General features: G+C 37.3%; 11 protein-coding genes. 3 read left to right on the top strand and 8 right to left on the bottom strand.

Annotated features, from left to right (window positions below):
• Positions 1-45: 45 nt before the first annotated feature.
• The 8 genes from ACTJJD_RS02700 to ACTJJD_RS02735 form a co-directional block, all read right to left on the bottom strand.
• Positions 46-804 carry an Imm26 family immunity protein gene (locus ACTJJD_RS02700; protein WP_375829959.1) on the bottom strand — a complete coding sequence of 253 codons (759 nt, stop codon included), beginning with the start codon at positions 802-804 and terminating at the stop codon, positions 46-48.
• Between the two features lie 53 nt (positions 805-857).
• Complete coding sequence (locus ACTJJD_RS02705; protein WP_440608076.1) at positions 858-1,514, bottom strand: hypothetical protein; 657 nt, start codon at positions 1,512-1,514, stop codon at positions 858-860.
• A gap of 426 nt (positions 1,515-1,940) precedes the next feature.
• Entirely contained in the window at positions 1,941-2,105 is a 165-nt protein-coding gene (locus tag ACTJJD_RS02710; protein ID WP_440608077.1) for a hypothetical protein, read from the bottom strand.
• A gap of 123 nt (positions 2,106-2,228) precedes the next feature.
• Positions 2,229-2,894, bottom strand: coding sequence for a DUF7003 family protein (locus ACTJJD_RS02715; RefSeq protein WP_440608078.1), 666 nt, complete (start codon positions 2,892-2,894; stop codon positions 2,229-2,231).
• Between the two features lie 27 nt (positions 2,895-2,921).
• Positions 2,922-3,605 carry a DUF7003 family protein gene (locus ACTJJD_RS02720; RefSeq protein ID WP_440608079.1) on the bottom strand — a complete coding sequence of 228 codons (684 nt, stop codon included), beginning with the start codon at positions 3,603-3,605 and terminating at the stop codon, positions 2,922-2,924.
• A 6-nt stretch (positions 3,606-3,611) separates the two neighbouring features.
• Entirely contained in the window at positions 3,612-10,490 is a 6,879-nt protein-coding gene (locus tag ACTJJD_RS02725; RefSeq protein ID WP_440608135.1) for a DNRLRE domain-containing protein, read from the bottom strand.
• A 304-nt stretch (positions 10,491-10,794) separates the two neighbouring features.
• Entirely contained in the window at positions 10,795-11,580 is a 786-nt protein-coding gene (gene blaBPU, locus ACTJJD_RS02730; protein ID WP_417901551.1) for a BPU family class D beta-lactamase, read from the bottom strand.
• A 119-nt stretch (positions 11,581-11,699) separates the two neighbouring features.
• The gene (locus ACTJJD_RS02735; RefSeq protein WP_440608080.1) at positions 11,700-12,869 is read right to left on the bottom strand and encodes an acyl-CoA dehydrogenase family protein; all 1,170 of its coding nucleotides are present in this window, start codon (positions 12,867-12,869) and stop codon (positions 11,700-11,702) included.
• 144 nt (positions 12,870-13,013) lie between these two features.
• On the opposite strand from ACTJJD_RS02735, the gene ACTJJD_RS02740 reads away from it, so the two are divergent.
• The 3 genes from ACTJJD_RS02740 to ACTJJD_RS02750 are packed head-to-tail and all read left to right on the top strand — an operon-like array spanning position 13,014 to position 15,330.
• Positions 13,014-13,778 (top strand): amino acid ABC transporter ATP-binding protein, encoded by a 765-nt coding sequence (locus ACTJJD_RS02740; RefSeq protein ID WP_024718348.1) that lies wholly within the window; start codon positions 13,014-13,016, stop codon positions 13,776-13,778.
• Positions 13,775-14,635: an amino acid ABC transporter substrate-binding protein gene (locus ACTJJD_RS02745; protein ID WP_142155560.1), complete on the top strand. Its 861-nt coding sequence runs from the start codon at positions 13,775-13,777 to the stop codon at positions 14,633-14,635. Before ACTJJD_RS02740 ends, ACTJJD_RS02745 begins: the two co-directional genes overlap by 4 nt.
• Entirely contained in the window at positions 14,632-15,330 is a 699-nt protein-coding gene (locus ACTJJD_RS02750; protein WP_440608081.1) for an amino acid ABC transporter permease, read from the top strand. Before ACTJJD_RS02745 ends, ACTJJD_RS02750 begins: the two co-directional genes overlap by 4 nt.
• Positions 15,331-15,336: the final 6 nt, after the last annotated feature.

Consider the following 15,336-nt stretch of genomic DNA (forward strand, 5'->3'; position numbering starts at 1 on the left):
ATTACACCATTCCTTTCTCAAAACTCATTTTACGCTGTAAACTGCCTATATTTCATATTTAATAATATCCTCCATTGACATACCTTTAAAATATAATGAAAGAATGCTTATAATAGTGTATTCGCCAAGCATACCAATCGGGTTAAATATCATTTTAGCCATTTTGGGGTCAGCAACCTCTAAGTCCATAACAGGTGCATTGTGACCTTCTTTCCCCTTGCTTACGTAATAATTTCCATCTCGGTATTCCACGAATTTCAGATTTTGAAGATCCTCTTCTTTTATAAAATCTTGATTTATTTTTGTGATGACTTTCCATGAACCATTTAAAAAGCCTGTCAGACCTGTATTTGCAACAAATAGTCCATTCTCTTTTTTCATCAATTGTTTTAACTCATTTTTTTCTATTCTTTCATCAACAAACAAATCATAGTATTGGATTAAAATATCATCATATTGATTTTTCCCCTCACCCGAAATGATCAAAGCATAGCTCAATTTCCCAACTTCTTTTAATGGGAGTTCAAATATAGCTCCTGGTTCCACTTTACTTAAAGTTTTTACTTTTTTAGTTGTTATTTTAATATCCGTTACTTCTTTGTCGTTTAAATCATCAAAATAGTGACTACCTCCATTGTTTAAAGCCATCATAATTGTCATAAGCATCTCATCAATCGTTGGCTTTCTCTTCAAATGTTCCTCAGTCATTTCATAGAATTGTTCAATCGCTTCTTCAAAAATATCTAATCCATCATCACCAATTATGATGTTCTTTTTCTTATGTTCTTCTTCCCAAAAGCCCATTTAGAATACCCCTTTATATATTGTGTTCTTTATGCTATTCTCATTTTGCTTTATCACGATAAACGTATACTTGTATAAACTGTTTTATTTGCACGTTTGAAAAGTGCCACTTCATGATCCGTTAACCACTTAAGCTCTCTCATATGATAGGAAATTTCTTCTAAGTAAGTATCGGTTTTAGCAATTAATTTTTGATCTAAGATATTTCTTTTATTGTCTTCAACTACAAGATAAAGAGTAAACTCTTTTAAATCTAATTCGATAAGTGGGTAAGCTTTTCTTTTTTTATCGGGACTTAGTTTTGTTCTCCCTTTAATCTCCGCTTTATATTCCTTCTCTTTCATTTTGTTAAATGTCGCTTTGACTAGCTGACTGTCCCAATTTTTCAGTTCACACAGATAGAGTATCGCTTTTTCCAAAGTATCTGCTAAGATCTTTTTCTTATTTGTTGCATTTTCAAATTCACTGTAACAAAAGGGTACTTCTAGCTCATATGTATTTTTTAAAAATAACATGTTAGGTTCTTCTTTTGAGGTACTAATTAATTTATAGTCTTTAAAAGACCCACATATAAAAACAATAGCCTCACAATCTTTCGTTTGAAATTTCTTTTCTAATTCGTATAAAAACATTTCAGTCATACAAAGGGATTGGCTGGCTAAGTTCCCACGATCGTTATCTGACATTAATTGTATATTTTTCAAATGCACTTCTTATAGGCCTCCTAATAAGATTTTATTCATCATGGCTTTGAATGGTTTGCTCATTCTTTTTCCTTTACTTGCTTTCTTACTGCAAATGCTCTACTTTATCTTGTTCCTATCTAAGCACCATTTCTCTCCCTTTTAGACCGGTTGAAAAAATCCTAGCTGCTTAGGATTTGAAGAATTTCTGTTGCTTCTTTATACAATTCATCAATTAATGGTATAATCATTCCCCACAAATCTGATTCATTTTCAAATACTCTTAAATATCCTTTTTTGCTAACGAGATTATTCGATACACAAATCCAAATATCGAGATGGTCTATACAATAACCTGGATCACCTTCTTCACCATCATGAAGCTCTTCGCCATTTTATGGATGAATGATATCCTGCTGTAAAACAATCTGAAACTTGAATTTCTCTTCCTCTCTATTTTCCGAATACAAACCTTCCAAATTCAGCATTGATTGTTAACCCTAAATCTTTAAATTTTGCTTGTTTTTCTTTCACTAGATTCAGTGCGGAATTTATTATTTCTTTTTCGATATCTGCGATAGATTCTTTGGTCATCGTGCTTAATTTAACTTTCTTCAATTTTTTCACCTCAATTACTGTACAAACTCAAATGATCTTTATAGCAAACAAACCTCCTACTGATAAGTGGAGGTTTGTTTGCAAACTTAAAAGTATTCATTTGAATCTTCATGTTCTCATTGATCAATCAATATCATAATCTTTCCATTCCATCCAATGATTATTTGGGATACCAACATTAACGGAGTCTACCTCATTTGCCAAAAATTGAGCGAACGATTTAAATGATACTGTCTCGCTTGGTTCTGTTAAGTAGTCTGGATACTCCCATTCCTCTGTCTCAAATACTTTTTCATAACCTTCTTTTAAACCCACAAAATTCAAAAGAGAGCTTGGTGTTTTCCAAAGAAAATTTCTAAAAGAGGGTATTTCATAAAGATTTCTAAAAAAAGATTTATCACTCTTATCCATTTCATCATTTAGATTTAGATTTAGATTTTTCAAACAAAAAGAGTCTTCATTAAACTTTATTTCTTTTATTAATTGTAAATGATGGGGTTCAATATCTGAAAAAGGGATGTAACTATTATTATCTAACTTAAAAGTCAAGTCGTCCATTAGTATATTTTGATATCTGTTTTGTGTGTCATTACGGTAAAAATCTATTGTCACATAAGGACCTTTCTTATCTAATAAGAAAGATTGTATTGCTATCAACCACTGTTGATGATTCAAGCGAATAATTGTACATTTACTTCCAATATAATTCATTTCACGCCACTCAAAAATAGGACGATTTAAATTATCAAACTCTTCGTCTAATATATTAAGAATTTGTGTTGAATTCATTAGTATTTTCTCCTTTTAACAATGAGATTAATAATATTCTACCGAGTCAGTATGTGCCCATAAATTCCATTCTGTGTTCTTTTTTTCATTTTTGATAATACTAGAATCATGAAAAACTATACTCTCAGCAACTGTTTGAAAAAAAACATTTTGGCTAGGCAGATGTTTATCCGATTCTGGGTGAAACCATGAATTAGTTGTATACAGTTGAGTATAACTTGATTTTAAATTGAATAATTCTAGTTGTTCTTTACTTGTCAACCAGAGCCTCTCTAGAAACATTTGGTCTTTAGCCATTTCTCTTAAGCAAACAATCCATTCATTTTCTTCTTTTATATGGGTTTGAGAGGACTCAGAAATATGAAATTCAAAAAATTGATCTCTTAATTTAATATGAATTGGATTTTTTGTAAAACCTGGTTCTATCTCTTCATCCACAATAATTGTATTATGTTGATCTATGAAATCAAAAGGAAAGTCTAACAAAGTATTCGAAGGTTTGTTGTTTAATTGATTTCCAATTGCAAAACAATCTATGGCCGGTCCCAATTTGGATAAACCAAATATTTGAATTGTAATTAGCCAATCTTCTCTTCCAACAAATACAGAAAATCTACCTGTGACAAAATCAAAATTTCCATTATCCAAAAGAGGCATCTCTTTTTTAAGAAAAGACTGATCCAGTATTAATAAGATCTCTTCTTTTTTCACCTTTAATTACCTCCTAGATTTTTTTCTAATAATTGCACTTACATGCCCACCCTGTTTTCGAGAGCAAGTCTGACAATGAGGAAATAACTTTTGAGCTTGGCCTTTTTTTCTCAACTGTGATACAGGTTGATGGTCAGCTATCCAATTTCCACTTTTTGTACCTGAGGCTCTCGCACCACACGTATGACAACCGTGTGTATTTCCAATTCTATTAAGGATTCTACGTTCTTTCTTTCTAAGCCTACTACTTGTACTCCTCGCTGGAATAGATCTCTTAGCAAAAGGTCCTGGCTTTAAGTATTTTTTACCTTTCGCAAAACTATAAACCCTTTTCGCACCTTTAAATATCTTCCCAGGTCCAAAGTTCGAAGCTGCTGCTAAAGCCGCACCTTTCCAGCCCTTGCCCGATTTATAAGCTTTGTATCCATCATATACCGCAAATCCTGCATTGACAACAAACCATACCCAATGACCATCCGGGTCAACATTCATGACTGGGTTGTTGTTTCCATAGGTATATCCGTTTTGATCTAGTGCATCTCCATCGCTTCCTGGGTCTGGGTCAAGTGATAGGAATACGCCATTTTTTGGTTCATAGTAGCGGGCGATTAGATAGTAAAGTCCTGTTTCTTCGTCGAAGCGGTAACCAGCATAGCGATATGGGTTTCCTTTTACTTCTTCATTTTCTTTTACTTTTGTTGGAACGCCCCATGTATCGTATTCGTACTCAGCAACGATTTTTCCTGCACTATTTGTGATGGCTATGACATCACCGTGTGCATTGTAGTGATAGAAATATTTGTTTCCATTTTGCGTGAATGCAAGGAGTTGTCCACTCTCACCGTATGTGTATGTTTTTGTGACTTCGTTGTCTCCATCTGTTTCGTATAAAACATTCAGACTATCACCATCATAAAAATAATTGGTGACTTTTCCATTCACTGTTTTTTGAATTCTATATCCACGCTCATCATATTTGTAAGTGACAAATGGCTTGTCTTCCCCTTTTTTCGTGATGGCCGTTATGTTATCTTCTGCATCCCATTTATAAAGGAATTGCCCGTCAGACGTTCGGTTGCCATTTTTGTCATAAGTTAAAGTCTCATCATTTACCTTTGTCAGTTGGTTCATGATGTTGAATGATGCGTTGATTGTTTTTTTAGTGCCATTTTTTTCAGTCGTGACGGTTTTTCTGTTTCCAAACCCATCATATGTGTAACCAATGACCGTGCCATCTGGATAAGTTTCTTTGATCAATTGATCTAATTTTCCATATTCATAACGAATCTTCCCGTTGCTTCCTTGATCAACCTTTATTCTGTTTCCATTTTGATCATATTCGTAAGCTTCGTTTAAGATCGTTACCCCTTGGCTTGTTCCAATGTGCAAATCATTAATTAAATTGCGCTCATCATAAGCAAAGCTAGCACCACTGCCGTTACCTGTAATAAAGGACTGAACATTTCCATTTTCATCATAATCAAACGAATACGTAGAACCCGAATCCTTCATCTGCGTCATTTGATCAAGCTTATTGTAACTGAATTGGTTCGTTCCTTTTTGATTTCCGTGTGTCCATTCAAAGGATTTCAGTTTATCTGAATTGGCTGGATACGTCCAAGTTTGGCTGCTGCCACGCTCTGTTAACTTTGTGATGCGGTTTTGTTGGTCGAACGTTCTGTTTTTGGTTGTGTTTTGTTCTTTGTTAACAACCGTTGTTTCGTTTCCGTTTTTATCATAGCTAAAGTTATATTTTTCTGTCCCATTGTATGACTTGGATTTCACTCGGTCTGTTCCATCATACGTGAGAGACACTTCATGTCCATTTGCAGAAATTGTTTTGATTAAGTTGCTATTCGCATCATATTCACTTTTCAACACATTCCCTAATGGATCAATGGTTTTTGTCAATTTGCCCATTAGGTCGTATTCGAATTGATACGTCTGATCTGACTCTGCACGAATGGTTTTCGACTGTTCATTGCCCTCTTTATCATACGTTCTCACAATGGATGTCTCGTTAGATAAAGTGATTTTCTTCAGCTGATCAGCCTGGTCATATTCAAATGTTGTTTTTTCGCCTTTCGCATCTGTTTCAGAAAGTTTTTTGCCTGTTTCATCGTAGGCAGATTGAGATGAGTAACCAAGCTCGTCCTCTTCTTTAACTGCATAGTTCCCTTTTTCGTCGTAAGTGGTTTTCGTTAAAAGACTTCCTTCTACTAGACGGATATCATCAAACCAAGCCGTTCCCGTCGCACTTTTTTGGAAAACGATCTGTACATCGACTTTTTTCAATGGTTTTGTTTTTGGTATGACAACCGCTGCTCGGTTCCATTCCTGTGTACCGGTTGGGAATTTCGCATTAAATGTTCCTGTTGTGCCATCTGTATACGTAACGAACGCTTGAAGTGAGTAATCATTTTCATTTGAGGCTTTGACATTTTCAGCCTTAGACATCCCAGTCAATGTGACATATACAGATTGATCATTCGCACTTTGTTCAATCGGTACAGATTGTTTATAGATGGCATTTGCTTGAGTTGAAGAGGTTCTTGTCATTTTTAACGAAACGTCATCGTTAAAGCCTTCTTCATTATCTAATGAACCACCTGACCCACTCCAGCTTGTTGTTTTATCTGTAAAGGAATTATTTTTGACTGGATTATAACTTGATGAAACTTCGCCTTTTTCTAACTGAATTTCATCGAACCAGGCTTTTCCTTTTCCAGCCTTATCTCGATGATCCACTTCCATATAGATCACAGCTTTACCTGCATGAGATGGCGTCGTAAACGTGACTTGGCGTTTTGTCCAATCGTTTTTGCCTGATAATGTGCTGTAACCGTTGCTGATCCATTGAATTCGTTTGTTGTTTGTATCTCTTAAATCGATGTTAAAAAATGCCCTTGCTTTCGTTAGTTCTGTCTTTATTTTCCCACTCAGTGTATACGTCGTATTTGGCTCTAGTATTACTTCTTGTGTAGCCGAAGAATAGCCAAGTTCTGTTCCTTCAGTTGTCGATTGTGAACTGATCTCTAACACTCGACTACCAGATAACACACCACTTTTCCCAGCTGTTTGTGCTAATTTCCCTTCATCCTTAGATGCTGTAAGCTTCCAGCCAGTTAGCGTATCTTCAAAACTGCCATTTTTTAATATACTCGCACCTGCAGCAAGTTCTTTACTCGTTTGTACCAAATTCCCGTACGAATCATAAATACTTGCTGAAGACATATTTCCACTTTGATCCGTTTCAGATACAGCATCTAATCCATCATAGGCGATATCTGTGATATCTCCTTCTGTATCTTTTACTTTAATGACATCATTGTTTTTGTTATACTCGTAGGTTTCTGTCCCGTAAGCATCTTTCGCCAGAATGACGTTGCCATTTTTGTCATACGAATAGCTTTCTGTAGCTTTTCCTTTTTCTACATCATTGGGATCAGTTTCTTCTACGATTTGGTTGCCTTCATATTTCGTTTTAGTAGTAATTTTAAGCCCTTCCGCATCATCTACAACTTGAATCGGGTTGGCTGCTTCATTATACGTATACTGTATTTTCCGACCGTTTGGCTGCGTCAGCATGAGTGTCTTTTTAGACATATCATATGCATACTCAAAGGTTTCTTTTTTTGCATTGATCGCTTTGACTAAACGGTGATTTTCATATTGGTATTCTGTAAAAACAGGCTGATCTTCTGTGCTGTTTTGAGAGAATTGTTTAATCAATTTTCCTTCTTTGTCGTATTCATATGAGATACTCGTTCCATCTAAATCAATGACTTTTACTAGTAAGCCTGCATCATACTCAAATGAAAGTTTTTTCCCTTTTGGTCCTTGAACCGAGGTGATATGACCATCTTCATCATATTCCATTGTTATTTTTCGGCCAGATGCATCTTCCATTGAAGTGAGCTGATTGTTTTCGTTATATTTGTATGTCGTTGTATTTTTATGTCCATCTACAATCTTGGTGATTTTCCCACCATTTTTACTAAAGTGTGCAAAGGTTTGATCCTTTGTTTTTAACATGTATTCATCTTTTGATTCCGTTAATTCAAGGAAAATACCTGTTGGTGGTTGATACGTACCATCTGCTTTTTTTGTAAAAATATGAGTTGTGGCATCCTCATCAAGATAGATGGCACCTTCTTTTGTTGGCGTGATACTAGTTTCTACATCTGCGTACCACCCTTGACCAAACAGATGGTCAGCTGCATCTAAACTGTTATACGTGCGACCAATTCCAAGTCCCGGTCCTCTTCCATCAATCGACATTTCTTCTTCACTGACAATCACATTACCAGTTGCACCATTCAGCTGGCCGTCTGGTATATCAATAATCGACCAGTAATCCTCTATTCCAAGGAATTCGGCACCTTCATGGAATGTCGGGTTAAAGGCTGGTGTCGGAATGGTTTCTCCATTTGCATCGTAAGCGGAAAGGGTAAAGGAGTAGTTCTTGCGTCCTTTATAATTTCCATTCGCATTTTCATAAACTGGTGATGGGTCTAGCGCTAATTCCCCGCCTTTATCATCTGTATGAAGCACATATTTCCCATTTTTAACCTCAGTAGGAGTCGGCCAAATATTCTTATTTTGTGTTGTCCAATGATCGACATCACCAACATCAAATGATTGATATGCCTTACCATTATAGATGTTAATTTTATATCCTTTTGCATTTTTTACTTTGTCCCAATGTAAATTGATATAACCTGTTTGGCTCTCTTTCGTATTCGTATAAGCATATCCAGACAAAGCTTTCGGTCTAGATAGATCAGGTAAAGTTGGTCCAGATGGCGGTGAAGCAATAGCTTCTCCATCTTTATTGTAGGCAATCACTCTGAAGGAATAATGTTTTTGAGCCGCATCTCCTCCAGCATTTTTATAAGTCGCACCAGGATGAATTGGCAGCTCAGCCCCTTTTCCATCTTGGAGGTGCAATGCAAATTTACCTGCTTTAATTTCAGCAGCTGTTGGCCATACTTTTTTTCCTTTTGTTGACCATGATGTTTGATTACCGAGATCCAATGTCTCATAGCTTTTCCCATTAAACATTTGTATTTTATAACCGGTCGCACCGGAAACTGAAGTCCAAGAAAGATCAAAGTAACCTGTTGCGTTATTATTATTGAATCCTTTTGTACTAGGTGCTTTCGCTCTAGCCACATTCGGCACGACAGGTTTTACTTTTGCTGACATTGCGCCTTCACCTTGGTCGAAAATCGCACTTACAGCTACCCAATAATTTTTGCTTGTCGCATAATTACCACCTGAGTTTTTGTAAACCGGGGAAGGATCAACTGCTAATTCTGTCCCCCCTTTTCCATCTAAATGAAGTTTATATTTCTTAGCTGCAATCTCGCTTGCTGTCGGCCAAATATTCTTTCCTTTTGTACTCCATGATGCTACATTCCCAACTGAAATGGCTTCATATTCTTTTCCGTTGTATAGCCACACTTTGTAACCTTTTGCGCCAGACACCTTTTTCCAACTTAAGTTTAAGTAACCTGTCCCATTTCCATTACTAAAACCTTTTACAGTTGGTGCATTTGCTTGTGGAATGGTATATGTGACTTCAATGACTGGTTTTTTGGTTGAGTTTGTTGATGAGATTATTTTTTTCCAATGGTCTTGTCCATTTCCATTAGCATGTAATTTAAAGCCGTAGTTAGCTGTTCCACTATTCCAAGCTTTGATGGTCGATGTCACATCATAACTCGCCCATTGTCCTTTATATACGTTGGCCTTACCGATGTTTTTAGAACTTGGTTTATTGTTCCATGTTAGCTTTGTATGATCATAGTTGGCATTCACTGTATCAAGCCAAAGACCAGTTGCTTTCGTCCCGTAATATGAATGAGCAACATACGTTTTGAGCGTCGCTTTTGTTACATTCATATTTTGAATCGGTTTGAATGAATTAAACTTCATGAACGCGTAGTTTGTACCAGTTGTTTTATCATAATAACCGGTTTTCAGGACATAACTTTTCAGATTAGCATCCCATTTTTGCGTAGATGTTGAATAGTTTGTTGTTGGGTATGCACTCATAATGAATGTGTCTGATGAAACAGATAAAGAAGTCGATGGATCGATAGACACAGGATAAACTCGTTCAGGATCCTTAAGCCATTTCTCATCAGCAGTTACACGAAGTAAATAGCCATCATCTTCTTTTTGCAATTCAAAGCTCACATCTTCTGATCGAGCCACTTCGCCTGACTTTTCATCTAGATTTGAATCGGTCATAAACGGTTTTGGAACTTGAAAAATGGTCTGTTTTTTCTGATCAAAAAATCTAATAGAACCATCTTCCTCAATTTCTCCAGTTAGATCTGTCTTTATTTTAAATGTAAAAGAATTGTAGCCATCATATCGTTTGAGTACAATATCTTCTTTGATATTTTCATTAAAAGTAAATGATCGTAAATCAATATGTGGAAATACCTCTTCGTATGTAAGTTCGTTGGTGTTTTCTTTAAATTGTGCAGAGGTATCTTTGGAACGAATTTCTGATTTGTTTGTTCCTGAAGCTTTTAAAATTGAAAATTCAATTTGATGCTTCTTGTGTTCGAATGTAGCATAAAGCCCTTGCTTCATTTGTTTTTGAAAGGTTGAATCTAACCTTGCATTTTCCGTTTCTATTTCTTTTTTCGAAGTTGCTTTTAACTCTGGAGAGATGTCCTCCCACTCAGCATCTGGTGACTCTTTTATATGAATGGGGTCAGGATATACTTCTTGCGTAAATACTCCCTCTCCTTCATAGAAAAGTTTGCTATTGGCTGTTCTTTCCGAAAGAACTTCTCCGTCTTTACCAATTTCAGCTTCATCAATCCCTGCTATTTCAAGGGTTTTTGAATCGTCTGTTTCTGGCATGCTGTTATGACTTGATTTTGTATTTTCTACATGTTCTTCTGCAAAAATGTCAGAAGGTAACATTGATATAAGCATCACAAAGGCTAGAAGCGCTGCAATATTTCTTTTCCAATTTACTTTTCTTTTTAGGTTCATATTAATCTCCTTATCATATATTTGTAACATTTGTAACAATACGTCATATATCATAATATATTTAAGATAACGTTTCAATATTTTTCTAAAAATATATCATTCTTTCAAACTAACCCAAGTATCATCTTTTTATCAATATATCCCCAAATTCACTCATAAAAAAAGCACCCTAAACGGATGCTTCTACCAAATGATATTTTTTCAAAATACGATAGGTGATTTCTTTTGCTTCTAGTCCGGTGCCTTCTATATTTGTGGCGAAGATGTAGGTTTTGTTTTCATGTTTGATGAAGCCTGCGTACCAGCCGATTCCTGATCCGGAGCCTGTTTTTCCGTATAGCGTGGTGTGTTTCTCTTCTTCTTGTATCATCATTCGTTTGACGGTTCTCATAACCGATAGGTCAAATGGGAGACTTTCTTCATATAGCTGTTTAAGGAAATGAACTTGTTCTACTGGAGAAATGCTCAACGTACTGCTTAGCCAAAACTGATCAATTCCGCCAGATATGTCTTGATTCCCATAATGAATGGCTTTTATCCAATGGCCCATGCGTTCTTCCCCGATGTCACGTGCCATGGCTTGATAATACCAGACGACTGAATCTCTCATGCCAGAGCCCAGTGTATGGTCCTTATTCCAGTTATCAATCTCTCTTTTTACTCCGTCCCAATATTTGATGTCGTATTCATCTTTAACTGCACCTGTTTGAAGTCCGATTAAGGCATTTACTATTTTAAACGTTGATTGTGGTGCAAAGCGCTTGTTCGCTCTTTTTTTGTTATACACCCATGGTGATTTTTCTTTTACTTCTTGAATCACAAATGTGCCTTCCCGGTCTTTCAAAAATTCATCTACTGACCACGATGGTGATGTTCCTTCGCTTGATGAAGGTTGGCCGATAAAAAGTGCCATCAGCATAATAGTGGAAAATAGCCATTTTATATGCTTCTTCAAAAAAACCGCTCCTTTTCCCATGATTTGTATCGATTTTAGCATGTTGAGCGATAAGACATAAGGTACGCTTGTCCTCTTTTCTGCCATATAAAAAAAGCCGGTTTTATCCGGCTTTCTGTTTATTGTACGTTCCATTTTTTCTCTTCAATCGCTTGCTTTGCAATTTTCGAAATCGTCATATCGTCCATTGGTGGGTTATGAAGGCCAGCACGAATGTCTCGATAGTAACGTTGAAGCGGGCAGCTAAGGCTTAAGCTTTTTGCACCGACTAAACGCATGGCTTTATCGACCACTTGCAGACTATAATTGACGACTGTATGCTTCACAGCACCGAATTCATTGATTAACAGCTCTCTTTTCTCTGGCTGCTCATACAATGTTGTCGTTGAATAGATGACATGGCGTGCTTGCTTTAGTAGTAAATCAATTTCGCCAATCAGTGTTTGGACATTTGGCAGTTCGCTAATCGTTCCGCTAATACTGTTCGGTGAATGGGTGATGGCATACTGAACAGCATAGTCTCTTGCCGCTTGTGCAATCCCTAAATAGCAGGAAGGAATGTGTGCGATCCAAGGGTTTAACGTACCGCCCCGAGGTCCTTTTTGCACTTCAACCAACATGTCATCTGGAACTTCCACATGATCTAGAATTAAATCATGGCTCTCTGTTCCTCTCATGCCAACAACATCCCACGTTTCTTCTATAGAAACACCTTTTGTATCACGGTGAATTAAGAAGAAGCCCATCGCTTCTTTTTCTTCGATCCATACACCGACGAGAAAGTATGTGAGTGCTGGTGACATCGTTGTGAATGTTTTCCGGCCATTGATCACCCAATGATCTCCTGATTTCGTTGCAGTTGTTCCAGGTTTGCCTCCTCTTGTTGGACTCCCTGTCTGCGCCTCACTGACGGCCCGGTTCACAAGAGCCCCATTTTTGATTTCTTCAGCAAAAAATTGCAGCTGCTTCTCATTCCATAGTTTCTTTTCATAAATTTCACCAACAACTCCTTGGTGCCAGCCGATCGATAAGGCAGTTGCTCCATCCATACTTCCTAGTGTTTCTTGAAAAAGAACCATATCCTTTACAGATTGACCCCCGCCCCCGTACTCAACGGGCAGAGACAACGTTGTATAGCCCAGTTTTACTAATGATTCGATATTTTGTTTAGGAAAATAGGCACCCTCATCATGTTCTTTTGCAGATTGTTCGATCGTTTCACGAAGGGATTCTAGTTGATTTAGCCAATTTTTTTGAAAATCTGTATCGACAAATAATGCTTTAGACAAAACGCATCCAACTCCTCTGTTTCTCGCAATCTATCATATCCGATTTATCCAATAGGTATTATTAAAACACACTTTACTTATAGGATTTAATGTGTTAAATTTTATCAATATTAAGTACATATGTCAAAGGAACGTGATGCTTTTATGATTTCTGCTACTAATCTACATAAATCCTATGGGTCAACTCATGTGTTAAAAGGAATTGATTTCACCGTACAAGAAGGTGAAGTGGTCGCCATTATTGGACCGAGCGGATCAGGAAAAACAACACTTCTCCGCAGTCTAAACAGCCTTGATATCCCAGACAAAGGAACGCTGACAGTTGGAGAAGCTACGATTCAATTTGAACAATATCGAAAAAAAGATCTTCTAAAACTCAGACAGCAATCGTCTATGGTGTTTCAGCATTATCACTTGTTTCAAAATAAACGAGCACTTGAAAACATCACAGAAGGATTGATTGTGTCTCAAAACATGTCTAAAAAAGAGGCGGAAAAAATCGGAGAGCAATTGTTAACACGAATTGGGCTGCTTCATAAAAAAGATGCGTTTCCAAGTGAATTATCCGGCGGTCAACAGCAGCGTATCGGAATTGCCCGTGCGCTTGCCATGAATCCTGCGGTGCTTTTGTTTGATGAACCAACGTCCGCACTGGACCCAGAGATGGTCGGAGAAATCCTTGAAATGATGAAAGATATTGCGAGCCAAGGCATGACGATGGTCATTGTGACGCATGAAATCTCTTTTGCAAAGGATGTAGCGGATACAGTGATCTTTATGGCAGATGGGGAAATCGTTGAAAAAGGCTCACCAGAAGACGTCCTGATGAAACCTCAGCATGAACGGACGAAACAATTTTTATCAAGAATTCATCGCGGGATGTGGCAAGGATTGGAGGAAGACAGATGAAGCGCAAGACTTTATTCACTGCCGCTAGTATCCTTCTGTTTCTCCTCTCTCTCATTGGCTGTAGCAGTGTGAAAACAACAACAGATGATGGCAGACAAATTGTCAAAGTCGCACTAAGCGCAGAAGTCAATCCTCCTTTTTTAGCCACAAATGACCGCAACGAGCCGATTGGCTATAACATCGATTATTTAAATGAAGTCGAGAAACGTTTGCCACACATTCATTTTGATTATATCTTTGGCGAGGAAGAATCCAATTTAATTGGGATCGGCGCTGGGAAATTTGAAATGGCGGCTAATTGGTTTTTTAGTAATCCTGAACGTGAAAAACGCTTTCTTTATCCTAAGGTTCCATACGGCTATTCGATGACAGGTTTAATTGTGAATGAATCAGAGCAAGATATTCAATCTCTAGACGATATGACATCAAAAAAGCTCGCTCCCGTCAGTCCTAGCGGCGGCCTTCGTTCCATATTAAATCAATATAATGAAGAAAATGATCGGAAAATTCCGCTCACGACCATTGAAAGCCCTTCAAACGAACTCAATTTAAAACGAGTCGAAAGTGGACGGTCCGATGCGGCTTTTATGAATATTTCGACCTTTGATACGATTCAAAAACATCTTCACCTGAAAGTCAAAGTGGGCGGCATTGTCTCAAAGGAACCTATTTATCTTGTCTTACAGCCTAGTCAAAAGAAACTAGCATCAGAATTGGACCGAGTGACACAAGAGATGATAGAAGACGGAACATTACCTGACCTTGCGAAGAAATGGTTTGGCGTTGATTTCTTTCAAGATATTGACTATATATCAGAGCAAGGCTATCAATATGAAGAAAGGAAGGAAGCGCCATGACGTTTACAGCTGGAGATTGGCTGAGAATCTTTTTACAAGTGGTTGATCGTCTGCCACTCACATTTCTTATGATTGTGGTGTCATTGTTTTTTGCCATCATCATCGGATTGCTGTTTGCTTGCATTCGAATCAAACAAATTCCAGTGCTGAAACAATTGGCGGTCATTTATTTGTCATTTACACGAAGTACACCGCTCATTGTTCAGTTATTTCTGATTTATTTTGGCCTGCCTCAGCTTTTACTCATGGCCGGAATTCAAATCAATCATTGGGATCGTGTGTTATTTGTGATGATCACATTCTCGTTACATACGGGCGCTTATTTATCTGAAGTCTTTCGCAGTGCATATTCCTTTGTTGGGAAAGATCAGCTTGAAGCAGCTTACATTGTTGGGATGACAGATACGCAGGCATTAATGAGGATCATTATTCCGCAAGCCTTTCTCATTGCACTTCCGAACCTCGGAAATTACACCATTGATCTCGTGAAAGATACCGCCATTGCATTTACAATCGGACTCATTGATATGATGGGACAGGTCAAAATCATCCTAGGCAATAACTACGGGATAGGGATGTTTGAAGTGTACGTCATCATTGCAATTGTGTATTGGCTGATTTGCATCAGTATTGAACTGATCACGATGCTACTGGAAAGAAAATTTGTGAAAGGCCGCACCAGCCTGTCACGCTAAGGAGGC

Origin of the sequence: Bacillus sp. 22446, assembly GCF_052044955.1 — a bacterium.
GTDB lineage: Bacteria > Bacillota > Bacilli > Bacillales > Bacillaceae > Bacillus > Bacillus altitudinis.